We start from the raw sequence: 25,696 nt of genomic DNA, 5'->3' as shown, positions 1-25,696 counted from the left end.
AACCTCTCCCTCATGGAGAGGTTTTTTTATTCTCTTGCTTTAAAAGTAGCAAGAAAGGCAAGAAAGGATATCGGATGCAAGGATGGCTGGTGGTTCCCGTTTCTTTAGCGTATTTGGGAGCTTTATTTATCATCGCGTGGTACGGCGACATTCAGAAAAGGTGGCTAGCGCGCTGGCGGCCTTGGATTTATAGCCTTTCCATTGCGGTGTACTGTACATCATGGACCTTCTACGGCACGGTCGGGCAGGCCAGCAGTAATCCTTGGTCTTTCTTGCCCATCTATATTGCTCCCATTTTAGTGTTTACCATCGGATGGCGCGTTTTAGCTCGGCTTATTTTGATTGCTAAACGGGAACACATCACGTCGATTGCTGACTTTATCGGAGCACGCTACGGTAAATCCCAAGGTTTGGCCGTGGTTGTTACGCTCATAGCGGTTGCGGGAATTTTGCCGTACATCGCTTTACAGCTGCGTGGTATCACTATGGGGCTTGAAATTATTGCACCAGAGCTGGCTACTGATTTTGGTTATCAAAACGATAGCGTGTCGTGGTTTGTTGTGGTCGCATTGGCGATTTTTACGATGCTATTCGGTACCCGCCACATTGATAACACGGAACACCATCGTGGGATGATGATGGCAATTGCCTTCGAATCCATTATCAAACTGCTGGCTTTTTTAGTGGTCGGTGTCTTCATTGTTTGGTTGGCGATGAACACCGAGAGTTTGAGCTTACTTGATGTTGCCGCGCAGACGTATCAGTCACCAAATATCCCGACTATATTGATTCATACTGTACTGACCATGCTGGCGATCGTTTGCCTTCCGCGACAATTCCATACGATGGTGGTGGAAAATGAACGTGCTCAAGATTTGCACGTGGCTCGTTGGTTGTTCCCCATTTATCTGATCTTAATGGGGATTTTTGTTTTACCTATTGCGTGGGTAGGGCAAGGCCTCTTGAGTGGCGCTTCGCCTGATACTTATGTCATAAGTGTGCCGATGTCGGTCGGGGCGAGTGAAATCGCCTTGCTTGCGTTTCTAGGCGGTACTTCAGCGGCAAGCGGCATGGTTATCGTATCGACGATTGCCTTAGCGATCATGGTCTCGAATGACTTGGTTATGCCATTGCTATTGCGTCGCATGCGACTGACGCAGCGTAACCACCACCATTTTTCTGAATTATTACTGCGGATCCGCCGTGGTTTGATTTTAGTTTTGTTGATTGGCGCGTGGTGTTTCTATCAAGCGTTGGACACCATTCATTCACTTTCTGCTATCGGCTTTCTCTCGTTCGCGGCTATCACGCAATTCGCTCCTGCGCTGGTTGGCGGTATGTATTGGCGTCAAGGGAATAAGAAAGGTGTGTATGTTGGCCTCGCGGTGGGTTTTGCTACCTGGTTGATTACGTTAATGAGCCAAACAGACATGCTTGCCGGAGACGCCAGTAATAACTTCCTGATCTGGTTGATTACACCACCAGAGGTATTGGCTAGTTTTGATATCGCGATTTCAGATTGGGGGATGATCCTCAGCGTGGTCGCTAATGCAGTGTGTTTTGTTGTGGTTTCTATGGCTACCCGACCAAGCCTAAGTGAGCGCTTACAATCGGCATCATTCGTTGGTACACCGTTGCCTGAAAGCGAAAATATGAGTCTGTACCAGAGCCGCGTTACGGTTGCAGAACTGGAAATGCTAGCGTCCAGATTTGTAGGACGAACGCGAGTTAAAGCGGCGTTTCAAGCCTACTGGAGCCAGCAACGAGAAGAGTTAATGCCGAATCAACAAGCGCCATCTTCTCTGATTCGGCATACGGAGCGTGTGCTAGCAGGGGTATTTGGAGCATCTTCTGCTAAGTTAGTACTTACTTCCGCTCTGCAAGGAAGAAACATGCAGCTTGAAGAGGTGGCGACTATCGTCGATGAAGCCTCTGAACTGTACGATTTTAGTCGGGGTTTACTCCAAGGCGCGATTGAGCATATTGGACAAGGTATTGCGGTCGTCGATAAGCAACTACGCTTGGTAGCGTGGAACCAACGCTATTTAGAACTCTTTGAATTTCCGCCAGGCCTGATTCAAGTAGGTCGACCGATTGCGGATGTGATTCGGCACAATGCAGAGCAGGGGTTGTGTGGCCCTGGTGACCCTGATGACCACGTTCGTCGCCGTGTTTATCACCTTGAGCAAGGAACTCGGCACACCTCTTCTCGGGTTCGTCCCGATGGTCGCGTGATAGAGGTGCAAGGTAACCCAATGCCAGGTGGTGGCTTTGTGATGAGCTTTACCGACATCACCGTATTCCGTGATGCAGAGCAAGCACTGAAAGACGCCAACGAGACATTGGAAGAAAGGGTACGTCTACGGACTCGAGAATTAGAACAACTTAACAAGCAGCTGGTGGAAGCGACGCAGCGCTCGGATTTGGAATCGAAGTCCAAATCACGGTTCTTGGCGGCAGTAAGCCATGACTTGATGCAACCGCTCAACGCGGCGCGTCTATTTGCATCTTCACTATCGGAAGTCGCCAAAGACAGCGAAGCCAAAAAGCTGTCAGCACACATTGAAAGTGCTTTAGAGGCTGCCGAAGACTTAATTGGAGATTTGCTGGATATCTCGCGTTTGGAATCGGGCAAGTTGGAAGTCAACGTGCATGGCTTTGCGTTAAATGATGTGTTATCGAATTTGAATGCTGAGTTTAGTGCGTTAGCCAAACAGCAAGGTATAGAGTTCACCATGATTCCGTCCTCACTCATGGTTAAGTCGGATCCCAAACTGCTGCGCCGTGTGGTGCAAAACTTCCTGACCAATGCGTTTCGTTATAACCCGAATGGCAAAGTCGCACTCGGTGTTCGCCGCGTGAAAGGGCGAGTGCGTATTGATGTATGGGATAATGGAGTGGGGATTGAAGAAGAGAAGCAGCAAGAGATTTTTGAAGAGTTTAATCGCGGAACTCAAGTTCGTTCCGACCAAGGCCTCGGACTTGGTTTGGCGATTTCGAAAGGAATTGCTCAGGTACTTGGGCATGAAATTTCGATGCGCTCTTGGGTTGGAAAAGGCAGTGTTTTTTCCATCACCCTAGATAAAGCTGATCATGTTCAGCCTCATCCAGTGCACGTGGCAATGAGTAAGCAATCTGAACTTGGTCATCTGAGAATCCTATGTGTCGATAATGAGCCTGACATTCTAGTCGGCATGGAAAACTTACTTTCCCGATGGGGCTGCGATACACGAGTTGCGATTGATTTAGTTGAAAGTCTACAAGCGCTTGAGGATGGTTGGATTCCGGATGTAATTTTCTCCGATTACCGACTTGATGATGGTCGTACTGGTTTAGAAGTGCTACAGCAATGCCGCCTGAGATTAGGCCACAGCTTTGAAGGCGTCATCATCAGTGCAGATCGTACCGATGATATGCTTGATGGCATCAAAGCAAATGGGTTCAGCTTTATTGCTAAGCCAGTTAAGCCGCTTAAGCTGCGTTCGGTGCTCAATCGAGTCGCTTAGGATTGGAGTGTTTGAAAAATCGCTATAAAAGAGACCTCCGAATGGAGGTCTCGATGTTTGTAATCTTAGTTGATAGGCTGAGTTTGCCGTTTATTCTGCGACGCCGCCTTGGGTCAGTTTGGCTGGATTAAGCAATCGCTCTAGTGTGGCTCTATCCAAATCAGTTTCTTCTTCCGCGACATCAATAATCGCGCGTCCCTGTTTGTAGGCTTTTTTCGCGACTTCTGCCGCTTTTAGGTAACCAATGACCGGGTTGAGAGCCGTGACCAAAATAGGGTTTTTGGCGAGTGCTACATCCAAGTTATCTTGGCGAACTTCAAACGTCGTAATGGCTTTGTCAGCTAAAGCGGTTGCGCTGTTAGAGAGTAACTCGATGCTCTCCAATACGTTATGAGCAATAACTGGCAGCATGACGTTAAGCTGGAAGTTGCCCGCTTGGCCTGCGACGGTAATGGTGGTGTCATTACCAATGACTTGCGCTGATGCCATCGCTGCGGCTTCTGGGATCACAGGATTTACTTTGCCAGGCATGATGGAAGAACCCGGTTGCAAGCCTTGTAATTCAATCTCACCTAAACCAGCCAATGGGCCTGAATTCATCCAACGAAGATCGTTTGCGATCTTCATGATCGCAACTGCTGCTGTTTTGAGCTGTCCCGACAGAGCGACGATCGCATCTTGACTGCTTAAATTGAAAAAGAAGTTATCACTGGCCGTGAACTGAATGCGAGTTGATTGGGTTAGGTTGCTAGCGAATAAGTCTGCAAAGCGTGGATCGGCATTGATCCCCGTTCCAACCGCCGTACCACCTTGGGCTAAGGCTTTTACAGCAGGAAGTGTTTGTTCAATCGCTTGTTTTGCATGCTCGATTTGGAACTGCCAACCGCCAAGTTCTTGAGCAAAGGTAATTGGCATCGCGTCCATTAAGTGGGTGCGACCGGTTTTTACAACATCTTTCAATGCTTGCTGTTTAGACTCTAGTGTTTGGCTGAGGTGTGAAAGGGCCGGGAAGAGCTGTTTTTCGATGGCTAATGCTGCGCTAACTTGAATGGCCGTCGGTACCACATCGTTGCTGCTTTGCCCCATGTTGACGTGATCATTAGGGCTAACAGTGCCGCCTAGATGCTGGGAGGCCAGTGTTGCAATTACTTCATTCGCATTCATATTTGAGCTAGTGCCTGATCCTGTTTGGAACACGTCAATTGGGAATTGCTCAATATGATTGCCTTCGATAATTGCTTGAGCTGCGTCAGCAATCGCGTTGGCAATATCTCCTTCAAGCAGCCCTAGCTGTGCGTTGGTGAGTGCCGCAGTCTGCTTGATGTGTGCTAACGCTTTGATAAAACCAGATGGCATTTTATGTTGACTGAATGAGAAGTTATCGACGGCGCGTTGAGTTTGGGCTTGGTAGAGAGCATCTGCAGGGACAGTTACTTCGCCCATACTGTCAGTTTCTATGCGGAATTCGGTGCTCATGGTAGGGATCCTTTTGGTTAATCGAGTGAGATTTGAATCAGGCGTAATTGTTGTTGTAGTGCGAGAAATTTCACGTCGCCTTGTTCAAACTGGTAGTAATAGCGTTTGAGGCAGAATAATGGCGTATGGATAGAATCGAGACAGACACGACGGAAGATACGGCTGCGAGTTGAGTCTTGAATTGCGTCTAGTAAATGGAAATAAACCTGACGTAAAAACAGCTCACACAACAATAGATTTTCTTCATCGGCATCGTGTTCATAACAAGAAGACAACACCATTCCCCAATGAATATAGTCATGAATCACGTCTGGCTCAAAGCCATGTGGTGCGGCGAGAAGGAATCTATCTTGGGCTTTAAAAAATGCGTTAAAGATGTCCCGTTTGTTGTCCATAACCACCTCTCATTAAATGTAATGATAATTATTATCAATTAAATTATGGGTTGGCAACCCTTTTTAGAGTAAGAGGTTGTTGAAGAAAGACTTACGGAAACAAAAGCCGACGCAAAGGCGTCGGCTGAGTAGGAATTCATTTATGCTGAGTGAAACTAAGTCACTGTCGTTTGAATACCGGTGAATTAGCTTGTCGCCGTTATTCAGTAAATAAGGTTTCGTACTTCACAAATGCGGTTTGTGTTTCACCATAATACAGTGTGCCGCCTGATTGAATGACGACTCTTAACCAGCTTTCTGCAGATGCAGGCTTTGGTAAGGTGATGTACCAGCTTTGGCCAGCTTGATCGGCGGGCTTCATATCAATCGGTTGAGCGTTTTTCTCTTTGTCACTCACAATAGAAACTTTAACCCCTTCAAGTGGGTAAGCGGCGTTGAGTGACAATTCTAAGTTATTTTTAGTGAGTTTTTCAGAGCGAAATTTCACTTTAAAATCGCCATTTTCCATATCACACAGACCACTGGTGTAACGACAATTAGACTTACTCGCGAGTTTGTAAGTTTCCCCTTCTTGCGCCGCGTGGGGTTTCTCGCTGAGGGCCATATCGGTACCGAAGTAAGCGATCAAAGAGAGAACTGGCGCAATCAGTAGAGCGAGAATAAAGTGCTTGTTTTTGAACATCTTGGCTTCCTTGCAACGACATACTGCGAATATGGTAACTGAAAAGTGAGAATAAAAAAGCCCCGGACGGCTGGTTCCAAACGGGGCTTTTGTGGTTTTGATTAGTTTTTAGTGATCCACTGCGCTACCAGCACCTACTGGTACGCGAACGTGTTCGACTAGGTCTTTTACTTCTTGTGGCGTTTCTGCAGTTACTTTGGATACAGCGAATGCGACGATGAAGTTAAATAGTGCGCCAATAGCACCAAACGCGTTTGGCTCAATACCCAGGAACCAGTTTGTTCCCCAGCTTTCTAGATATTTCCAATCAGCAACGAAAAGAATGCCTTTGTGTTGGAATACGTAGAACAGCGTAATACTGATACCCGCAATCATACCGGCGATTGCGCCTTCTTTGTTGATGCTCTTGCTGAAGATGCCCATCATCAATGCAGGGAAGATGGATGAGGCGGCAAGACCAAAGGCGAGTGCTACCGTACCTGCGGCAAATCCAGGCGGATTTAAACCGAGATAGCCTGCGGCTGCTATCGCTACTGCCATTGATATTCGACTAGCAAGTAGCTCTTTTTTCTCGGATATGTTCGGATTGATAACCCCTTTGATTAAGTCATGGGAAATAGCTGAAGAAATGGCGAGTAGTAAACCTGCTGCGGTAGATAGTGCAGCTGCAAGACCACCTGCTGCCACAAGTGCAATCACCCAGTTTGGTAGTTTAGCGATCTCTGGGTTAGCCAATACCATGATGTCGTTATCAACGCGCAGTTCGTTGGTGGACGCATCTGAAGTGTATTGGATATTGCCATCGCCATTTTTATCGTCAAAACCGAGTAGTCCAGTTGTTTCCCAGTTTTTGAACCACGCAGGACGCTCGTCATACGCTAGGTGCTGACCCGGAGCTGGATTTACCGTATTCATTAGGTTGAGACGAGCCATCGCTGATACCGCTGGTGCTGTAGTGTAAAGGATTGCGATGAAGATCAGAGCCCAGCCTGCTGATGTACGTGCGTCGCGAACCTTCGGCACGGTAAAGAAACGGATAATTACGTGTGGTAGACCGGCAGTACCAATCATCAGTGACATGGTGTAGACAAACATATTAAGTGTGTCGCCACGTACTTGGGTCGTGTATTCACTGAATCCGAGTTCGGTCACAACTTGGTCAAGCCGATCGAGTAGATAGACATCGGTACCAGCCATGGTACTCCCCAGACCAATTTGTGGGATTGGGTTACCAGTGAGTTGCAGAGAGATAAAGATTGCAGGGATAGTGTAAGCAAGAATGAGTACGCAATATTGAGCAATCTGCGTGTAAGTGATGCCTTTCATGCCGCCAAGAACCGCGTACATGAAAACGATACACATACCAATTAATAGGCCAGTGGAGTAGTCCACTTCTAAGAAGCGACCAAACGCAACACCTACGCCTTTCATCTGACCGATAACATAAGTCACTGATGCGATGATAAGACAAACAACCGCTACGATACGTGCGGTATTGGAGTAAAAGCGTTCACCAACAAACTCTGGCACCGTAAACTTCCCAAATTTGCGTAGGTAAGGTGCTAGCAACAGCGCAAGCAGAACGTAACCACCAGTCCAACCCATTAGAAATACTGAGCCGCCATAGCCCATGAAGGCAATTAAGCCTGCCATTGAGATAAACGACGCTGCGGACATCCAATCGGCTGCGGTTGCCATACCGTTTGCAATCGGGTTTACACCGCCACCAGCAACATAAAACTCTTTGGTTGAGCCGGCGCGAGCCCAAATAGCAATCCCGATGTACAGGATGAACGTGGCGCCAACGACCAGGTAGGTAATAGTTTTCAAATCCATCTGAGTGACTCCTTATTCGTCCACGCCGAATTCACGGTCAATTTGGCGCATCTTCCATGCGTAATAGAAAATAATTCCTAGGAAGGCATAGATGGAGCCTTGTTGAGCAAACCAGAAACCGAGTTTGTAACCGCCTAGTTGAAATTGATTTAGTACGTCGACAAATAAAATGCCGCAGCCGAAAGACACGACGAACCAGATGACCATTAGGCCGATCATGAGCTTCACGTTTTTGTCCCAATAGGCTTTGGCTCTTTCTTCGCTTTCAAATGCCATTGCCGTCTCCTTACGATTGGTATTGTTGTTAATGAAATGTTTCAATGTGTACATTAGCAAGGTGTTGGCAATAACTCTTTTCAACTTTAGTCGGGGTGTTAAAAATGAGGAACCTCCATACTATGGGCTTTTGCAGCGAATAAAGGGGTAAAATGTTATGTTAATAAACTGTTAAGTTAGCCAAAGGTCTAAAGGTTGATTGGATAAACAAGCATGATTAAGACTGGCCATTAATCTTTTCTTCATTGAATTTGGAGATGCTGTGTAAATATTGGTGGTGATCTTGTGGCTCTCAATGAGAGAAGGCGTAGATAAGAAAGCTCACAAGTAATTTATTTACATAAAGTTTTCGCATCAAATCACCGTTTTAACTCACAATAAAGTAATATAACTGAGTCATTCTCGTACAACCTCGCATTTTGAGACGGTGTAAAGGGGAGGCGGATTAGGGCATTACCTCATTAACGAAGTAGCCTTGCTCATCACAATTATTATCGTTTTTCATTAAGGGAGGGTGAGAATGGACGCAGACACCATTAACAGTTTTTTTCTAATAGGTGCGTTGTTAATCGCACTTAGCGTTCTTTTAAGCCCAGTGTCTTCTAAGTTGGGGATCCCAATTCTTTTGGTATTTTTAGCCGTTGGAATGCTGGCGGGGGAAGATGGCTTAGGCGGCATTTTATTCGATAACTTTTCCATCGCTTATTTGGTTAGTAACCTCGCATTAGCCATCATTTTGCTTGATGGTGGGATGAGAACGCGGGTCGCCAGCTTTAGGGTTGCGTTATGGCCCTCGGTCTCTTTGGCGACATTTGGCGTTGCGATCACCACCATTTTGACCGGGCTGATGGCAACGTGGTTATTCGACTTAGATTTATTGCAAGGCATATTGGTTGGTGCGATTGTTGGTTCCACCGATGCTGCCGCGGTCTTCTCTCTACTCAAAGGTCGTAGCCTGAACGAACGTGTTGGTTCAACGCTGGAAATTGAATCCGGCACCAATGACCCAATGGCGGTGTTTCTGACCGTAACTCTGATTGCTATTTTAGCGAACCCTGGCGCAGATTTAAGTGCGGGCTTTTTGGCGTTCAGTTTTCTTAAGCAGTTTGGTATTGGCGCGTTACTTGGCTTCGCTGGTGGCTGGATCTTATGGAAAGTTATCAATCGCAATCAATTACCAGATGGGCTGTATTCTATTTTAACGGTCAGTGGTGGCTTGCTTATTTTCGCTTTATCTAACACTTTGGGTGGCAGTGGTATTTTGTCGATTTACCTTGTTGGTCTTTTATTAGGTAACCGTCCAACACGCAGCCGCCACTCTATTCTTCATGTTTTAGATGGTATGACGTGGCTAGCTCAAATTGGTATGTTCTTGGTGCTTGGTTTGTTGGTTACGCCATCCAATTTACTCTCTATTGCGTTGCCAGGTCTTGCGCTTGCTTTCGGGATGATTTTGTTTGCCCGACCAATCTCAGTTTGGATTGGTTTACTGCCATTCAAGAGTTTCACGTCACGTGAAAAGTGGTTTGTCTCTTGGGTAGGACTGCGTGGTGCTGTACCTATCATCCTCGCGGTATTTCCGATGATGGCAGGGTTGCCAGATGCTCAACTGTACTTCAATTTGGCATTCTTTGTAGTAATGGTGTCTTTGATAGTACAAGGGGGCACGTTGACTAAGGCGATGTCTCTTGCAAAGGTCGAGCTACCTTCTAAGCCTGAGCCAATTTCGCGTACGGGTGTAGAGATTTACCCGACCAGTGAGTGGGAGCTGTTTATCTATAGACTTAAAGCAGATAAATGGTGCATTGGTGAGCCATTACGTAGTCTTTCGATGCCGGAAGGAACGCGTATCGCCGCTGTATTTCGCAGTAAAGAGCTATTGCACCCATCCGGCAGTACGCGTCTTGAGGAAGATGATACCTTGTGTGTATTAGCACAAGAAAAGGATTTAGATGCACTGAGCTTACTGTTTAGTGAAGCCCCAGAGAAAGCGTCGCTAGCGCGATTCTTCGGTGACTTCTTCCTCGATATTGAAGTGAAGCTTGCCGATATTGCCGTGATGTATGGTTTGAATCTGGGGGATGAACCGCTGGATAAAAGTTTGAGAAACCTTGTCGAAGAGCAATTAGGTAGCACGCCAGTATTGGGAGACCATTTCGAGTGGCAAGGTTTGCATTGGATCGTCGCTGATGTTGTTGATCAGCAGGTCACTAAAGTCGGTATCCGATTGCCAAACGAAAAAAGTAAGTCTGACGATAAGACGTCAATCTAGTCGCTCATTTCCGTCAGCATAATCACGGCTTGCGTGCGGTTCTTTACACCGAGCTTACGGAAAATCGCTGTCATGTGCGCTTTTATGGTGGCTTCTGAAACATTCAATTCGTAAGCGATTTGCTTGTTCAGCAAGCCATCGGACAACATTCCCAACACTTTATATTGCTGCGGTGTTAGCGCAGCAATCTTTTCCGCTAAGTCATTACATGCCGCGTTATTGGTGATCAACCCTTCAGGGAAGTATGGGTCGCCATTCAGCACTTGATTGAGCGCGTTCACTAATTCGCGCATGTCGCTGGACTTGGGAATAAAACCAAATGCACCATGGCTTTTCACCTGCGTCACGATCGCCGGCTCTTCACTCGCTGAAACGACGACGATAGGTAAATCTGGATGCTCTGCTCGCAAATGAATCAAGCCAGACATACCATTTGCTCCTGGCATTTTGAGGTCCAATAGCACTAAATCTGGCTCTTCCTCTCGCTCCAACAAAGCCAGAAGTGCGTCGAGTGAGTCCGCTTCCAGCAAATTTGCACCACTAATAGCCATGTGGATAGATTGAAACAAGGCATTCCGGAAGAGTGGGTGATCATCTGCAATAATGATGGTGTAGGTCGAATCCATGACGTTAAACACTTTTGACTATTTCGTTAAATTTATTATTGTCCAGCTTTGAGAGAGTGGACAATATTTATTCGCTAAAAGTCTGAACCAAATCGACTTTTATTAGGAAAATTGCATATAAACGCAATGTTCTTATTCAAATCTGAGCAATAAAAAACGCCAGTGGACATCACTGGCGTTTGAATATCTGGTTATCAGAACTGCTTGATATGCTCTAAGAAAGGCTCGGCTTGCATAAAGCCCGTCAAACGAGCGTTTGAAACGTGTTCACCACTGGCATCCCAAAACTCAATTGTTGGTAAACCAAGCACACTCATGTGCTTCAGTAGTTCGATGTCTTGCACTTGGTTTTTGGTCACGTCCGCTTGCAGAAGAACGAAGTCTTGCAGTTTGGCTTCGACGCTTGGGTCATGGAAGGTGTACTTTTCAAACTCTTTACATGCTACACACCAATCGGCGTAGAAATCGAGCATGACGGGTTTACCTGCCGCTTTCGCAAGTGCCAGTTGTTCTTCAAGCTCCGCCACGTTAGCAATGCGAGTAAAGCTAACAGTGGCTTGCTGAGTTTGTGTTGTGCTGTTGCCAAACCAGTAATTTAAGATAGGTTGTGCTGAGGCTAGCAAACCTAAGACGGCGATTATGCCCACGGCACTTTGTTTCCAGCCACCAAACTCTAGACTGTTTTTGATGTGGTATAGCCAACCAAAAGCAGCAATACCCAGTGCTGACCACAGAATCGTTGACCACATTTCTGGCATGATACGCTCTAGTAAGAAGATAGGTGCGGCAAGCAGAATAAAGCCGAACAGCGTTTTCACGCGGTCCATCCAACCGCCGGCTTTTGGTAGCAACTTGTTGCCAAATACCGCTACAAGGATCAACGGAATACCCATGCCCATCGCTAGCGCGTAAAGGGCGACCCCACCGGTGAGTAAGTCGCCACTTTGTGCGACGTAAAGCAGCGCACCAGAGAGTGGGGCGGTAGTACACGGAGAACAAACCAAGCCAGATATTGCCCCCATTGCAAACACGCCAGCACTGCTACCACCTTGCTGCTTGTTACTTAAGTTATTCAGCCACGTTTGCACGCTGCTTGGTAGCTGTAATGAGTACAGACCAAACATAGACAAAGCGAGTGTGATGAACAGTACGCTCAAGCCAATCAGCACATAAGGGTGCTGCATTGCCGCTTGGAACTGCATACCTGCAGATGCCACCACAAGGCCGAGTAGAGTGTAAGTCAGCGCCATGCCTTGCACGTAGACGAATGACAAGCCTAGCGCACGGCGTTGGCTTAGTTTGCCACTGCCAAGCACTATGCTGGTCAGAATTGGGTACATCGGCAGCACACAAGGTGTAAACGCCAAGCCCACACCAAGCGCCAAGAACAGAAGTGGTGTCCACCAGTTATCAGCAAGGTTGGCTGCAAGGCTATCTTGCTGTGTTACTGGCGCTGATGATGTGTCACCAGACGTAGATGATTGCGCCGCTGGTGGCGTTGCTGTTGGTGTCTGTTCTGCTTTTGATGCAGTTGTCGCCGTTGTTGAATCTGAGTTCGACGAAGTAAACGCGCTGATAGGAATCACGCGAGTTTCTGGCGGGTAACAGAAGCCTGCTTTCGCACAACCTTGGTATTGCACGACTACGCGCGCACCGTCTTGCCAATCATGCATTGGTACATTAACGAAGAGAGGTTGAGTATAGATATGCACGTCACCAAAGAATTCATCTTTATGCGGTGTGCCGTCTTCCATTTGCAGTTCGCCTAGCGATACTTTCTCACCAGCTACAGACAAGCGCTCTTGATATAGGTAGTACCCGTCACGTACCTGCCAATCGAGCATCAATTTGTCATCTTGCTGGTAGAAGTTAAATGGAAACGCCTGATCAACAGGAACAAAACTGTCGCTGCTGCTACCAAAACTGTTGTTCTGGCTACTGTTAAACTGGTCTTTGCCAAATAAAGCTAAAGACGGAGTGGAAAAGGTAATGAGCCCTAAGAGTAAAACGGGAAGTAATGCGCGCATAAAAGAGTCAATTCATCTTAGATAATTGCCGTTAGTGTAACTCAATCAGACCCGGAGGCGAGTCAATAAGTTTCATGAAAATGAAGATTTATTGAGCATAAATCAAGACAACAGGCAATAAAAAAGGGAGCCGAAGCTCCCCGAGTAAGACTCTGTTTCTACTAGATCAGTAGACCACCGAATGCGAAGCCAAGTGCTACCGCAGAAGCGATGGTTACCACACCAGGTACAAAGAATGGGTGGTTGAATACGTACTTACCGATACGAGTTGAACCCGTGTCGTCCATCTCAACCGCTGCTAGAAGCGTTGGGTAAGTTGGCAGCACGAATAGCGCACTTACTGCTGCGAAAGATGCAACTGCGGTAAGTGGTGCGACACCGATTGCTAGTGCTGCTGGCATCAGCGCAACAGTGGTTGCACCTTGTGAGTAAAGCAGCATTGAAGCGAAGAATAGAACAAGTGCTAGCATCCATGGGTAGTCTGCTAGTAGCGCACCAGCCACTTCTTTGATGCCGTCAACGTGCGCGTTAACGAACGTAGAACCTAGCCATGCCACACCAAGAACACACACACACGCTGTCATACCAGAGCGGAATGTTGCTGCGGCTGGGATTTTGCCAGCATCGATTTTACAGCTCATTACGATAGCTGCCGCAGCTGCTAGCATTACCGTCATGATAGCTTCGTTACGGCCTAGAGCAGGGTTCTCGATAAGACCCACAGAGCCAGAAATTGCTGCTGCGTAACATACTACGAATGCGATTGCGCCTAGGAAGATGAATGTCGCTTTCTTCGCTGTTGGTAGGATTTCGCGTTTTGCTTCTGTATTTAGCTTGATTAAGCCTTTTTCTAGACGCTCTTGGTATTCAGCATCGTCTTTTAGCTCACAGCCCATGAAGTTCGCCACGAACGCACCGATCATGCACGCGATGAACGTCGTTGGGATACAGATTGCTAGTAGTGTTAGGTAGTCAACGCCAAATGGGTGCAGCATTGCCGCGAACGCTACAACAGCCGCTGAGATTGGTGATGCGGTGATAGCGATTTGCGATGCTACGACCGCGATAGACAGTGGACGAGAAGGGCGCACGCCTTGGCCTTTCGCTACTTCTGCAATCACTGGCAAAGTAGAGAATGCCGTGTGGCCAGTACCCGCCATTAATGTCATTAGGTAAGTTACGATAGGCGCATAAAAGGTGATGCGCTCAGGATGCTTGCGCAAAAAGTTTTCAGCAACTTGCACCATCCAGTCTAAACCACCAGCTACTTGCATTGCTGCGATAGCGGTGATTACAGACATGATGATCAAAATTACGTCAACGGGAATGTAAGCTTGGCTTGTTGGTACGCCCAAGATCAAAGACAACGCAATGACCCCAGCACCACCGGCAAAACCAATGCCGATACCACCGATTCTTGCCCCCAAATAGATGAAGAGCAGAACCACGAAGAGTTCGACCATGACCATATTGATACCTCTTTAGTTTTTTATTTGATTCTGATTTTTTGAACACTCAGGAACAGGAGTAAATGCTCAGAGAATGAGAACCTAGTGGTTTAGCGGCAATAAAAGCATATAAAAAATGTGGTTAACCGTATGAGAGCCTAAAAAAGGGGCCTGAGTGGCCCCCTTCGGATTCGTTATTACTCGTAACGTTTTGCTTTGTAAGTAGGATGCATGAAGTTTTCTACTGACAAGATTTCATCAAGCTCCTCTGCTGTAAGCAGACCGCGCTCTAGCACGACTTCACGAACACTTTTACCAGTTTCTGCACAAATCTTACCTACGATGTCACCTTCGTGGTGGCCGATGTATGGGTTTAGGTAAGTGACGATACCGATAGAGTTGTAAACGTAGTTTTCGCAAACTTCTTTGTTCACAGTGATGCCGTCGATACATTTATCACGTAGGTTCACACACGCGTTGTGTAGTAGAGAGATAGACTCAAACACACTTTGTGCGATCACAGGTTCCATAACGTTTAGCTGTAGCTGACCGCCTTCTGCTGCGAAAGAAACCGTGTTGTCGTTACCGAGAACTTTGAAGCAAACTTGGTTTACTACTTCTGGGATAACTGGGTTTACTTTAGCTGGCATGATTGAAGAGCCTGCTTGCATTTCAGGTAGGTTCAATTCATTTAGACCCGCACGAGGACCAGAAGAAAGTAGACGAAGGTCGTTACAGATCTTCGATAGTTTCACTGCTAGGCGTTTTAGCGCGCCGTGAGTCATTACGTATGCACCACAGTCAGACGTTGCTTCGATAAGGTCTTCTGCTGCAACAACGTCAAGGCCTGTTACTTCCGCTAGGTGTTTTACTGCAAGCGCTTGGTAGCCAGTTGGTGTATTTAGACCAGTACCGATTGCGGTTGCGCCTAGGTTGATTTCTAGGAGGAGTTTAGATGTGTAATCTAGAGCACGAATCTCTTCGTTTAGTGTTACCGCCCACGCATGGAACTCTTGACCTACTGTCATTGGTACTGCGTCTTGAAGCTGAGTACGGCCCATTTTCAGTACATCTTTAAACTCAACGGCTTTAAGTTCGAATGCGCCTTTTAGGTACTCAATTGCTCCCATTAGCTTGTGTACGCTGTTGTATACCGCAATACGGAAACCTGTTGGGTACGCACAGTTGGTTGATTGGCTCTTGTTTACATGGTCATTTGGGTTAACAAATTCGTATTGGCCTTTCTCTTTACCCATCAACTCAAGCGCAACGTTTGCGATCACTTCGTTCGTGTTCATGTTAACTGAAGTGCCTGCACCGCCTTGGAATACGTCTGATGGGAACTGATCCATACACTTGCCAGTTTCTAGGATCAAATCACACGCTTCGATGATGTAGTTTGCAACGTCTTTTGGAATAGCGCCAAGTTCTTTGTTTGCTAACGCTGCTGCTTTTTTGGTCATTACCATGCCGCGTACAAATTCTGGTACGTCAGAGATGGTCATATTGGAGATGTTGAAGTTCTCGATCGCACGTAGCGTATGAATACCGTAGTACGCATCTGCAGGGACATGACGTTGACCTAATAGATCTTCTTCAATACGAGTGGCTGGGTTTGCTGTTTTTGGAGCATCAGATAGGGTAGCCATAGCAGGATCCTTAGATGATAATTCTGATAATAAAGTTATTTATTAGCCATTTCTGCAATCTAGAATCCATTCATCAGAATTTTTGGCTGGAAAATCCGTCCTGACTTATGTGGCACATGATACTGCACCTAGCGCATAAAAATAGTAACTAGATCACCTTTTTCGTTTTTCATGAGTCAATAATTTGCAAAGTATGAACGGGTTATTAATAACCCTTTATAGGTACTCGATTTTCCTCGACAAACATGAGTTTTTAGAGTTCGAAATTAGCACTTTAAAAGCACGAAAAAATCGGTATGCAATTGAATGAAACGCGTTCCCGCTACTTTGTCTAAAAGAGAAGGAGACCAGTATGAACACGCTTTTTTACAACGATTCGTTTGAGCTTAGTCTGCTTTTACCATTACACTGAATTAAACAAAGGAGGGCGTGTGTTTCCTATCTTATTATTAGCGTTTATTTTTGTTCCGATCATTGAAATCGGCTTATTTATTCAGGTGGGCGGCTTTTTAGGTTTATGGCCGACCATTGCACTAGTCTTAATCACTGCATTTGTTGGTGCGTCGTTGGTTCGTAGCCAAGGTATACAAACACTGATGTCAGTACAGGGGCGTCTTGAACAAGGTGAAATTCCAGCCCAGCAAATTTTTGAAGGCGTAATGCTAGCGGTGGCTGGCGTGCTACTGTTAACCCCGGGCTTTATGACCGATGCCCTTGGTATGTTGGTGTTGCTTCCTGCGCCACGCGCCGCGATAGCTAAATACTTGATGAGCAAAATGGTGGTGAAAACCATGCATGGTGGTGGCTTCCAAGGTGGTTTCTCTAACCAGGGGCCATTTGAGCAAGACCCGTTCCGTCGTGACCCTTTTGATTCCCAGTCAGATAATGGCAAGACCTTCGAAGGGGAATACGAGCGTAAAGACGATGATGATCGCAACAAGCTCAACTGATTGAGTTAGACAGTAAAGAAAACAAAAGGGCGCACCAAGCGCCCTTTTCTGTATTTGGAATTCGTGCTGCTTACAATGCGCCTTCAAAGCCCATTTGACGCCATGCTTCAAAAGCAATGATCGCAACGGCATTCGAAAGGTTTAGGCTGCGCGCATCTGGCATCATTGGAATGCGAATACGCTGCTCCATTGGCAAGCTATCGATGATTTCAGCAGGCAAGCCACGAGTTTCTGGACCAAACATCAAAACATCACCCGCTTGGTATTGTGCATCAACGTGGTGACCTGTGGTTTTGGTGGTGCAGGCAAACAATCGATAGTTACCTTGCTTCTCTTTCTCTAAATACTCTAAGAACGCTTGATAGTTTTTATGGCGTGTTACGCGAGCTAAATCATGGTAATCCAAACCAGCACGGCGGACTTTTTTCTCTTCAAGATCGAAACCCAGAGGTTCAATTAAGTGAAGGTTTGCACCGCAGTTGGCGCATAGTCGAATGATGTTGCCGGTGTTCGGCGCGATTTCTGGTTCGTATAAAGCGATATCAAACATGGTATTGAAATAGAGTTGGTCAAAGAGAGGGGCAGTATATACCCAAGTCACCGAGATATGCGAGATTCAGCAAGATTGACCTGGGTATGAAAGCAGGCATTAGCGCGGATGTTAATACCGTGAGTAGTGATGCTCTTTATAAGAGAGCGTGAGCATAGTTTTCTTCAACTGCTCGCCAGTTGACGACGTTCCACCACGCATCAATATATTCTGGGCGACGGTTTTGGTAGCTGATGTAATACGCGTGCTCCCACACGTCTAATGCGAGGATTGGTTCACCGCGCACATCCACTACGTCCATCAGAGGGTTGTCTTGATTACTGGTGGACGTAATGTGAATCTCACCATCTTTTACGATCAGCCATGCAAAGCCAGACCCAAAGGTATTGATGGCAGCTTGGGCAAACGCCTCTTTAAATTGCGCAAAGCTACCAAATTTATCGTTAATTGCTTGAGCAAGCGCGCCTTGAGGCTCTCCGCCACCGTTTGGTGACATGCAATTCCAATAAATGATGTGGTTGTAATAGCCGCCACCATTATTACGTACTGCTGGACTGAGCTTAGAGATATTGTCAAAGATCTCGTCTAATGACTGAGTTTCGAGCTCGCTCCCTTCAACGGCATTTACAAACTTATCAAAGTACGTCTTGTGGTGTTTGCTGTAATGCACTTCCATGGTTTTCGCGTCGATGTACGGCTCTAGTGAATCGTACGGGTAAGGCAGAGCGGGAAATGTATGTGACATAGTAAATCCTCCTTAATTGGAAAATTTACTTTAATGCTAACGATAATTATTATCAACTTTGATCTTTGTAAGGGTATTCTAAGAAGCCTCGCCAATTTCTAAAGTGAGGGTGGGGCTGTGAATCACTCACTCTAGAAATATGGTGCGAATTATTGTTAGTTCATCAAATTGAGACTAACAATTGATCGGTAAGGTGATACTCATGCGCAATCCGCCTAACGGACTTCGGCTGGCTGCGATCGTGCCACTGTGCTGGCGAATGGCACTTTCGGTAATGGTTAGGCCGAGACCTGTGCCGCCAGAGTGGCGATCGCGTGCCGTGGAAACGCGATAGAACGGGCGAAAAATCGCGGCCAGTTCCTCTTCTGGTACACCTTCTCCATTATCGTCAACCGTGATACGAAGCGTATCGTCATCGGCTTTGATGTCGATTTGTACCTCATCTTTTCCGTAGTAAATGGCGTTACGAACGATATTTTCCACCGCACTCATCAGCAGTTTAGGGTTACCGGAAATATTGCGCTTAGGTAATTCTGAATAGTGTAGCTGTTTGCCCATTTGCTCTGCTTCAAACTGCGCATCTTTAATGATTTCTTCCCATAAACTTTCTAGTGGCTGTGTTTCGCGAGTCATATGACTGTTCGCCTGCATGCGAGAAAGCTCTAATAGTTCGCTGATCATCTGTTCCAAGCGCTGCGCTTCGGTATCGATACGAGTCAGTTCTGGGCTTTCGCCTTGTTTACGCGTCGCTAATGCGCTTGCCATACGCAGACGAGTTAAAGGTGAGCGCAGCTCGTGAGAGATATCGGATAGCAAACGTTGTTGTCCTGAAATCATTTGATTAACCGCTTCGACCATCTGGTTGAAGCTGCTGCCTGCTTGACGAAATTCCGCCGTACCTTTTTCTAAATTTGGGTCTGTGACAAATTCACCTTTCGCCACACGTTGAGCAGCGGCTTCAAGACGACGTGCAGGCTGACTCAAAGCCCAAGCAAGCCATAACAGCAATGGTGTACTAACCAGCATGACCGCAAGCAAGAGCTGGAATGGGTGATCAAACAGACGCAGGAGTAGAGGTGGTGGCTCATTCCACTTGAAGCCCACGTACATCAAGATATCGGAACCTGCCAAAGTGATAGGAATTGGGCCCGCAATCATGTATCGACCATACAGCTTCTGCTTTGGATTATTGTAATCTTCGATACTGGTGACAAAGTTTTGCATGGCACGCAATTGAAAATTGCTGCGTTTTTCTGTCGTAAGAACATTACCGCTGTAGTCAGAAAAAAAGACTCGTGGGCGAGGGTCGTGCTTGCCGTGACGGTTGCCCTCGATACGAAAAAGTATGCGGCCTAAATCTGTTTGCTGGCTGTATTTTTGTTGGATTGAGTCACGCGTTTCTACCATACGTTTGTAGTGTTCTTCTGGAATATCGCGAGCTTTGCGTGGGTCCAAATGTGGCAGTGATAGCACGGCTATCAATACTAATAACATGGTGAACCAAAAAATGGCAAAGATGCGTCCATACAGGCTATTGATGTTTGGCAGTTTGATGCGTGATAGGCGCATTAATCCTCCTCAAGCAGCATGTAGCCACGACCACGCAGGGTTTTGATTCGCGGCTTGCCATTGCTTTGATCTGGTAATTTTTTACGTAAGTTCGAGACATGCATATCGATAGCGCGATCAAAAGCAGCGAGTCGTTTACCAAGCACATCTAAGCTCAGTGTCTCTTTGGTCAGCACTTGTCCTGGGTTTTGTACGAAGTGGGTGAGTAGCGCAAACTCGGTTGCTGTGAGATCGAGTAACTGTTGCTCACAATACGCTTCTTGCTTACCGGGATAGAGGCGGATTTCTTGATACTCAATGCAATCGCTGTTTTTGGTATTTTTTTGTGTGCTGCTAGTGCGGCGTAAAATCGCGCGGATTCGCGCTAACAGCTCTCGGTCACTAAAAGGTTTTGGTAAATAATCATCCGCGCCCAGTTCCAAGCCGATCACGCGATCAATTTCTTCCCCTTTAGCGGTCAGCATCAAGACGGGAGTTTCCCAATTTTCACGTAAGCGTTTCAGCGTTTCCATGCCATTGAGTTTTGGCATCATGACATCCAACAAAATCAAATCAATCTTATCATTGATCGCGGCTAAGCCGGCTTCACCGTCATTTGCTTCGCTGACGTCAAACCCTTCGAAACTGAGTACTTCTTTTAATAAGCTGGTTAGCTCGATATCGTCATCGATTAAAAGAATGTTTGCCATGGGGGCACCTATAGTAAGTTACCGATAGCCTAATATTACATTGGAATGATGCGCAACGAAGAGGAGAAAAATCACTCTTTACGATTCTTTACGCTCCCTATACGTCGCTTTACCTAGCGGGTCGTATTCTATACTCAAGCGCTGTGAGAACAGCTCAGAAGAACCACTCACCTGTGTAAGGAATCGTATTATGAAGTCTGCAAAAAAACTTGTGTTAGCTGCTGTTGTTCTACCTCTTACTCTTGGCGCCGCAAGCGCATTCGCTTACGGTGGTAAAAACCATCATAAAGGTCCTCGTGACGAATGCGGCATGGGTATGGACCGAGGTGTCATGCGTCAACTAGACCTGACTGATGCACAAAAAGATCAGCTAAAAGAAATGCGTGAAGCAAACAAAGCAGAAATGAAAGCAAAATTCGCTGATGGCAAAGAAGCACGTATGGCTGAGCGTCAAGCGCATCACGCAAAAGTGCAATCGCTTTTGCTGGCGGATAATTTTGATGAAGCTCAAGCTACCGAGTTAGCAAAAGAGATGGTTGAGCGCCAAACGGAACGTCGCGTGCAAATGCTAGAAAGAAAGCACCAAATGCTTAGCGTATTAACACCTGAGCAGAAAGCGAAATTTGTTGAGCTACAAAATGAACGTATGCAAGAGTGTGGCGACAGAATGCACAAGCGCATGGAAAAGTCGCGCAATAATTAAGTCATGAATTGATGTTATATAAAGAGGCAGCCATTGGTTGCCTCTTTTTGATCTGGTTATTTCATGGTCATTCAATATACTCAACGTATGGTTTTAGTTAACTCTTTGATTATGAAACAGCAATACGCACGTTTAGTTACGACCGCCGCTTGGACTGCAACCATTGTGGCGACGCTTCTTCTGATAGTAAAAGTCATCACGTGGTGGGTAACCGGCTCAGTGAGCTTATTGGCGTCATTGATTGACTCCATGTTAGATATCGCGGCTTCGGTTGTGAATCTTGTGGTGGTTCGTTACGCCTTACAACCGGCAGACCGCGAACATACGTTTGGACATGGTAAAGCTGAGTCCTTAGCGGCCCTAGCCCAAGCAATGTTTATTTCGGGCTCGGCAGTATTTTTGATTCTTAACGGGATTGACCGATTTTTCCGCCCACATGCTTTACACGCACCGGAGTTAGGTGTGTATGTATCGCTGTTTGCGATTGTGGTCACACTTGGCTTGGTGATGTTCCAAAAACATGTGGTTCGCGTGACGGGGAGCCAAGCAATAGCGGCGGATTCTCTGCATTATCAGACTGACTTGTATATGAATGCTGCGATCATGGTGGCTCTGGGGCTCAGTTATTTTGGAGTGACTCAAGCGGATGCTGTGTTTGCGATTGGTATTGGTGTCTTCATTCTTTATAGCGCTTTCAAAATGGTCAGCGAAGCGATTCAAACCTTACTTGATAGAAAGTTGCCCGATGAAGAACTTGAGCAAATTAACCAAGCTTGTTTGAGCGTAAAAGGGGTATTGGGCGTGCATCAGTTACGCACGCGAATGTCCGGACCGACGCGCTTTATACAGTTGCATTTAGAGCTAGACGATAACTTACGATTAATTGAGGCGCATTACATCGCTGATAAAGTGGAAGATAATTTATTGGCTCTGTTTCCTGATGCGGACGTATTGATCCATCAAGATCCATTGTCTGTCGTTTTCGGACCTGAGAAAGAGCAGAAAGCGCAAGATTGGTAGGCTTGAAAAATCCATCAGTGCCCGACGACAAAAAGGTACTTATTGACTATCTTTCCATCAATACTTATTAAGATTCGTGATCCTGATATGAATCAACAAAGTTTCATAGAGAAACTGTAATACTCTTACATAAGTAGAAAAGTTACATAAAAAAGTGCGTTTTCATTGGTAATCCTGTAGAGGAAATGTAACATAACGCACAGTTCTGGATTATGCAGGTTGCTTGGTAACAAGGGGCCTAAAAGAAAATTAAATAATTGATTGCCAAAGATCGAGGGTGAGCATGATTAAGAAGATCGGTGTTTTAACAAGTGGCGGTGACGCACCTGGTATGAACGCTGCGATACGCGGCGTAGTACGTACAGCACTATCCGAAGGATTGGAAGTATTCGGTGTGTACGACGGCTACCTAGGCCTATACGAAGGCCGCATCGAGAAGCTAGATCGTTCTAGCGTTTCAGATGTGATCAACAAAGGTGGTACGTTCCTAGGTTCTGCACGTTTCCCTGAGTTTAAACAAGTGGAAGTTCGTGAAAAAGCGATTGAGAACCTGAAAAAACATGGTATCGATGCACTAGTGGTAATCGGTGGTGATGGTTCGTACATGGGTGCGAAGAAACTGACTGAAATGGGTTACCCATGTATCGGTCTTCCGGGCACAATCGACAACGATATCGCAGGTACTGATTACACTGTGGGCTACCTAAGTGCACTAAACACCGTTATCGATGCAATCGACCGTCTACGTGATACTTCTTCATCTCACCAACGCATTTCAATTGTAGAAATCATGGGCCGTCACTGTGGTGATTTGACTCTGATGTCTGCAATTGCGGGCGGTTGTGAATACATCATCACTCCGGAAACTGGTCTAGACAAAGACAAGCTGATCAGCAACATCCAAGATGGTATCGCTAAAGGTAAGAAACACGCGATCATCGCGCTTACTGAGCTAATGATGGATGCTAATGAACTAGCACGTGACATCGAAGCCGCGACAGGTCGTGAAACTCGTGCAACAGTACTTGGTCACATCCAACGTGGTGGTCGTCCAACTGCATTTGACCGCGTACTAGCATCTCGTATGGGTAACTACGCTGTTCACCTATTGATCGAAGGTCATGGTGGTCGTTGTGTAGGTATCGTGAAAGAGCAACTTGTTCACCACGATATCATCGACGCAATCGAAAACATGAAGCGTCCAGTACGCAACGATCTATACAAAGTTGCTGAAGAGTTGTTCTAAGCAAGCTTGAAATAGATAAACAAAACCGCGGCTTTCCGCGGTTTTTTTGTATTTGAGAATCAACAAAAAGAAACTAGCGATAGACGAGTGTTAAGACACGCTGCTCTGCTCTATGAGCGTTAATTTTCGCTCGCGCAGCGCAAACAAGTAGCCCAGTAGCCCACCCAACGTATTCCCAACCGCGATACCGATAAACAAGCCTTCAATGCTGTAGATTTGGCTCCCGATCCACGCCGATGGCAAGGTAAAAATGAACAGCCGCATAAAGCTCCACTGGAATGCACGCAATGGCTTGTGCATCGCATTCAAACCACTGACTAACATCATCACGATGCCTTGGAAGCCATAACTAAATGGCACCACCAGTAAATAATGCCAAAGCAGGTTTTTCACCGCATCTTCCTGAGAAAACAGCGCAGCCAGAGGAATGCTCAGTGGCACCATCATCAAGAAGATAAACCCTTGGAATACCACTGCAAAACGCATGCTAATAAATAAACCGGAAAAGGCTCGTTGCGGTTGTTTGGCTCCTAAATTTTGTGCCATAAACGGTGTGAGGGCAGAGGTCAGCGACATCAATACTAAAATCAATATAGACTCAATACGCTGCGCTGCGCCGTAAGCAGCAACCGCCGCCGTACCGTGGTTGGATAACAGCATCATCAGAATGGCACCGGACAACGGATTCATCGCGTTTGATAGCGCTGCAGGGGTACCAATTTTTAGTGTCTGTTGCCAGTCTTGTTTCAGCAAAGCCCATTGGGGTTGAGCAAGCAATTTTTCCCGTTTAATTAGCACATAGAATGAGCCACACAAAGCACCTAACCAGCTAAAGGCACTTGCTATGGCTGCGCCTTGAATGCCAAGTTCCGGAAAAGGGCCATAACCGAAAATCAACAATGGATCGAGCATGCCATTAATCAAACCAGCCAACATCATGACTTTTGCTGGTGTTTTTGTGTCGCCAGTAGCTCGGATAGCACTGTTGCCCGCCATTGGGATCACTAGCAGAGGAATGGTGAGATACCAGACCTGCATATATTGCTCAATAAGAGGGATGAGATCATCAGACGCACCAAGAAAACGAAACAATGGCGCAATGGTGGTAAAGCCAATAGAAGACGCGATAGCCACAAGTAACACGGCTAACAACAAACCGTGGGTGGTGAACCGAGCAGCTTGTGGTGCATGACCTTGCCCAAGCAAGCGACCAATATTGGTCGATAGTCCCATCCCAATCCCCATCGTAATGCAATTAACCGCAAAGGTGACAGGAAAGGTATAGCTGATAGCCGCTAGCGCTTGAGTGCCAAGCAACGAGATAAAAAACGTGTCCACCAAGTTAAACATCAAAATTGCGATCATGCCCATGGTCATGGGTACGGTCATTTTCCGCAGCGTTTCAGGAATGGGTGCGGTCAACAAACCATGCTTATCGGTCGCTTGGGGTTCCAGCTTGTTATTTTCCTGCATGTGTGACAACTATCTGGTGAGCAAACTGCAAGGATACAAGAAAGCGAGATGCCGAGCGAGTGAGCATTTCTAACGCAAACCGTTGCCTAGTTGTTCGTTATTTTAACTAAGTCACAAAAATTTTGTGCCACCCCCTTGGGATCGCTGCTTCGACCCCTTATATAGGGATCACGTGTCTGGGGCTACAGTCCCTAAGGACAATTATCAAATAAACATGGAAATTTTCAGGAGAGACGACCGATGAACATTCGTCCATTACATGACCGAGTTATCGTTGAACGTAAAGAAGTTGAATCTAAGTCTGCTGGTGGCATCGTTCTGACTGGTTCTGCTGCAGAAAAATCGACTCGCGGTGTTGTTCTAGCTGTGGGTAAAGGCCGCATCCTAGAAAACGGCACCGTACTGCCACTAGACGTTAAAGTCGGTGATACCGTTATCTTCGCTGAAGGTTACGGTACAAAAACTGAAAAAATCGACGGTAAAGAAGTGCTTGTCATGTCTGAAAACGACATCATGGCGATCGTTGAATAATAGCAATCATTGAGTAATTTTTTGCTC

Annotated in this window: 21 protein-coding genes; 7 read left to right on the top strand and 14 right to left on the bottom strand. The window is 46.4% G+C overall.

What is annotated here, in order from left to right; translation table 11 throughout:
• The first annotated feature begins 74 nt into the window (after positions 1-74).
• The gene (locus R8269_RS17515; protein ID WP_033907290.1) at positions 75-3,506 is read left to right on the top strand and encodes a PAS-domain containing protein; all 3,432 of its coding nucleotides are present in this window, start codon (positions 75-77) and stop codon (positions 3,504-3,506) included.
• A gap of 90 nt (positions 3,507-3,596) precedes the next feature.
• Here R8269_RS17515 and R8269_RS17510 read toward each other — a convergent pair whose 3' ends face one another.
• The 5 genes from R8269_RS17510 to R8269_RS17490 all read right to left on the bottom strand — a co-directional run bounded on the left by R8269_RS17510 (position 3,597) and on the right by R8269_RS17490 (position 8,171).
• Entirely contained in the window at positions 3,597-4,982 is a 1,386-nt protein-coding gene (locus R8269_RS17510; RefSeq protein WP_182039311.1) for a class II fumarate hydratase, read from the bottom strand.
• 17 nt (positions 4,983-4,999) lie between these two features.
• Positions 5,000-5,377 (bottom strand): hypothetical protein, encoded by a 378-nt coding sequence (locus R8269_RS17505; RefSeq protein WP_005382370.1) that lies wholly within the window; start codon positions 5,375-5,377, stop codon positions 5,000-5,002.
• 199 nt (positions 5,378-5,576) lie between these two features.
• Positions 5,577-6,059 carry a hypothetical protein gene (locus tag R8269_RS17500; protein ID WP_005382371.1) on the bottom strand — a complete coding sequence of 161 codons (483 nt, stop codon included), beginning with the start codon at positions 6,057-6,059 and terminating at the stop codon, positions 5,577-5,579.
• A 108-nt stretch (positions 6,060-6,167) separates the two neighbouring features.
• Complete coding sequence (locus R8269_RS17495; protein ID WP_005382372.1) at positions 6,168-7,895, bottom strand: sodium:solute symporter family protein; 1,728 nt, start codon at positions 7,893-7,895, stop codon at positions 6,168-6,170.
• Between the two features lie 12 nt (positions 7,896-7,907).
• Positions 7,908-8,171 carry a DUF4212 domain-containing protein gene (locus R8269_RS17490; protein ID WP_005382373.1) on the bottom strand — a complete coding sequence of 88 codons (264 nt, stop codon included), beginning with the start codon at positions 8,169-8,171 and terminating at the stop codon, positions 7,908-7,910.
• A gap of 520 nt (positions 8,172-8,691) precedes the next feature.
• Here R8269_RS17490 and R8269_RS17485 point away from each other — a divergent pair.
• Positions 8,692-10,443, top strand: coding sequence for a potassium/proton antiporter (locus tag R8269_RS17485; RefSeq protein ID WP_258476761.1), 1,752 nt, complete (start codon positions 8,692-8,694; stop codon positions 10,441-10,443).
• Here the strand turns inward: R8269_RS17485 and R8269_RS17480 are convergent.
• The 4 genes from R8269_RS17480 to aspA all read right to left on the bottom strand — a co-directional run bounded on the left by R8269_RS17480 (position 10,440) and on the right by aspA (position 16,193).
• Positions 10,440-11,069 (bottom strand): response regulator, encoded by a 630-nt coding sequence (locus tag R8269_RS17480; protein WP_005382375.1) that lies wholly within the window; start codon positions 11,067-11,069, stop codon positions 10,440-10,442. The genes R8269_RS17485 and R8269_RS17480 overlap by 4 nt on opposite strands.
• 194 nt (positions 11,070-11,263) lie before the next feature.
• Positions 11,264-13,096 (bottom strand): protein-disulfide reductase DsbD, encoded by a 1,833-nt coding sequence (locus R8269_RS17475; RefSeq protein WP_206960023.1) that lies wholly within the window; start codon positions 13,094-13,096, stop codon positions 11,264-11,266.
• A 161-nt stretch (positions 13,097-13,257) separates the two neighbouring features.
• Positions 13,258-14,565, bottom strand: a complete 1,308-nt coding sequence (locus R8269_RS17470) for an anaerobic C4-dicarboxylate transporter (protein WP_005382378.1) — start codon at positions 14,563-14,565, stop codon at positions 13,258-13,260.
• Between the two features lie 176 nt (positions 14,566-14,741).
• Positions 14,742-16,193 carry an aspartate ammonia-lyase gene (gene aspA, locus R8269_RS17465; protein WP_258476760.1) on the bottom strand — a complete coding sequence of 484 codons (1,452 nt, stop codon included), beginning with the start codon at positions 16,191-16,193 and terminating at the stop codon, positions 14,742-14,744.
• 431 nt (positions 16,194-16,624) lie between these two features.
• Here aspA and R8269_RS17460 point away from each other — a divergent pair, with 431 nt between their 5' ends.
• A complete protein-coding gene (locus R8269_RS17460; protein ID WP_005386383.1) occupies positions 16,625-17,143 on the top strand; it encodes an FxsA family protein in 519 nt (172 codons plus the stop codon).
• Positions 17,144-17,213: 70 nt separating this feature from the next.
• Here R8269_RS17460 and trmL read toward each other — a convergent pair whose 3' ends face one another.
• From trmL to R8269_RS17440, 4 genes are all read right to left on the bottom strand, one after another.
• Entirely contained in the window at positions 17,214-17,693 is a 480-nt protein-coding gene (gene trmL, locus R8269_RS17455) for a tRNA (uridine(34)/cytosine(34)/5-carboxymethylaminomethyluridine(34)-2'-O)-methyltransferase TrmL (RefSeq protein WP_005382381.1), read from the bottom strand.
• 136 nt (positions 17,694-17,829) lie between these two features.
• A complete protein-coding gene (locus tag R8269_RS17450; protein WP_005382382.1) occupies positions 17,830-18,438 on the bottom strand; it encodes a superoxide dismutase in 609 nt (202 codons plus the stop codon).
• Positions 18,439-18,612: 174 nt separating this feature from the next.
• Positions 18,613-20,007 (bottom strand): envelope stress sensor histidine kinase CpxA, encoded by a 1,395-nt coding sequence (gene cpxA / locus R8269_RS17445; protein ID WP_005382383.1) that lies wholly within the window; start codon positions 20,005-20,007, stop codon positions 18,613-18,615.
• Complete coding sequence (locus R8269_RS17440) at positions 20,007-20,696, bottom strand: response regulator (RefSeq protein ID WP_005382384.1); 690 nt, start codon at positions 20,694-20,696, stop codon at positions 20,007-20,009. Before R8269_RS17440 ends, cpxA begins: the two co-directional genes overlap by 1 nt.
• Positions 20,697-20,886: 190 nt before the next feature.
• On the opposite strand from R8269_RS17440, the gene R8269_RS17435 reads away from it, so the two are divergent.
• The 3 genes from R8269_RS17435 to pfkA all read left to right on the top strand — a co-directional run bounded on the left by R8269_RS17435 (position 20,887) and on the right by pfkA (position 23,665).
• On the top strand, positions 20,887-21,399 hold the full coding sequence (locus R8269_RS17435) for a CpxP family protein (protein WP_047104268.1): 513 nt from the start codon (positions 20,887-20,889) through the stop codon (positions 21,397-21,399).
• Between the two features lie 111 nt (positions 21,400-21,510).
• Positions 21,511-22,419 (top strand): CDF family cation-efflux transporter FieF, encoded by a 909-nt coding sequence (gene fieF, locus R8269_RS17430; protein WP_025768809.1) that lies wholly within the window; start codon positions 21,511-21,513, stop codon positions 22,417-22,419.
• Between the two features lie 283 nt (positions 22,420-22,702).
• On the top strand, positions 22,703-23,665 hold the full coding sequence (gene pfkA / locus R8269_RS17425) for a 6-phosphofructokinase (protein ID WP_005381521.1): 963 nt from the start codon (positions 22,703-22,705) through the stop codon (positions 23,663-23,665).
• Between the two features lie 90 nt (positions 23,666-23,755).
• On the opposite strand, the gene R8269_RS17420 is transcribed toward pfkA, so the two are convergent.
• A complete protein-coding gene (locus R8269_RS17420) occupies positions 23,756-25,138 on the bottom strand; it encodes an MATE family efflux transporter (RefSeq protein WP_017821828.1) in 1,383 nt (460 codons plus the stop codon).
• Positions 25,139-25,378: 240 nt separating this feature from the next.
• On the opposite strand from R8269_RS17420, the gene R8269_RS17415 reads away from it, so the two are divergent.
• Positions 25,379-25,669, top strand: coding sequence for a co-chaperone GroES (locus R8269_RS17415; protein ID WP_005381516.1), 291 nt, complete (start codon positions 25,379-25,381; stop codon positions 25,667-25,669).
• Positions 25,670-25,696 lie beyond the last annotated feature (27 nt).

This window comes from Vibrio sp. Vb0667, from assembly GCF_033391095.1.
The sequence above is the reverse complement of the archived record's forward strand: the minus strand, read 5'-3'. Positions and strand labels throughout refer to the sequence as shown.

Coding starts and splice junctions, on each gene's coding strand:
- R8269_RS17515 (WP_033907290.1), top strand. CDS start 75: ATGCAAGGATGGCTGGTGGTTCCCGTTTCTTTAGCGTATTTGGGAGCT.
- R8269_RS17510 (WP_182039311.1), bottom strand. CDS start 4,982: ATGAGCACCGAATTCCGCATAGAAACTGACAGTATGGGCGAAGTAACT.
- R8269_RS17505 (WP_005382370.1), bottom strand. CDS start 5,377: ATGGACAACAAACGGGACATCTTTAACGCATTTTTTAAAGCCCAAGAT.
- R8269_RS17500 (WP_005382371.1), bottom strand. CDS start 6,059: ATGTTCAAAAACAAGCACTTTATTCTCGCTCTACTGATTGCGCCAGTT.
- R8269_RS17495 (WP_005382372.1), bottom strand. CDS start 7,895: ATGGATTTGAAAACTATTACCTACCTGGTCGTTGGCGCCACGTTCATC.
- R8269_RS17490 (WP_005382373.1), bottom strand. CDS start 8,171: ATGGCATTTGAAAGCGAAGAAAGAGCCAAAGCCTATTGGGACAAAAAC.
- R8269_RS17485 (WP_258476761.1), top strand. CDS start 8,692: ATGGACGCAGACACCATTAACAGTTTTTTTCTAATAGGTGCGTTGTTA.
- R8269_RS17480 (WP_005382375.1), bottom strand. CDS start 11,069: ATGGATTCGACCTACACCATCATTATTGCAGATGATCACCCACTCTTC.
- R8269_RS17475 (WP_206960023.1), bottom strand. CDS start 13,096: ATGCGCGCATTACTTCCCGTTTTACTCTTAGGGCTCATTACCTTTTCC.
- R8269_RS17470 (WP_005382378.1), bottom strand. CDS start 14,565: ATGGTCATGGTCGAACTCTTCGTGGTTCTGCTCTTCATCTATTTGGGG.
- aspA (WP_258476760.1), bottom strand. CDS start 16,193: ATGGCTACCCTATCTGATGCTCCAAAAACAGCAAACCCAGCCACTCGT.
- trmL (WP_005382381.1), bottom strand. CDS start 17,693: ATGTTTGATATCGCTTTATACGAACCAGAAATCGCGCCGAACACCGGC.
- R8269_RS17450 (WP_005382382.1), bottom strand. CDS start 18,438: ATGTCACATACATTTCCCGCTCTGCCTTACCCGTACGATTCACTAGAG.
- cpxA (WP_005382383.1), bottom strand. CDS start 20,007: ATGCGCCTATCACGCATCAAACTGCCAAACATCAATAGCCTGTATGGA.
- R8269_RS17440 (WP_005382384.1), bottom strand. CDS start 20,696: ATGGCAAACATTCTTTTAATCGATGACGATATCGAGCTAACCAGCTTA.
- R8269_RS17435 (WP_047104268.1), top strand. CDS start 20,887: ATGAAGTCTGCAAAAAAACTTGTGTTAGCTGCTGTTGTTCTACCTCTT.
- fieF (WP_025768809.1), top strand. CDS start 21,511: ATGAAACAGCAATACGCACGTTTAGTTACGACCGCCGCTTGGACTGCA.
- pfkA (WP_005381521.1), top strand. CDS start 22,703: ATGATTAAGAAGATCGGTGTTTTAACAAGTGGCGGTGACGCACCTGGT.
- R8269_RS17420 (WP_017821828.1), bottom strand. CDS start 25,138: ATGCAGGAAAATAACAAGCTGGAACCCCAAGCGACCGATAAGCATGGT.
- R8269_RS17415 (WP_005381516.1), top strand. CDS start 25,379: ATGAACATTCGTCCATTACATGACCGAGTTATCGTTGAACGTAAAGAA.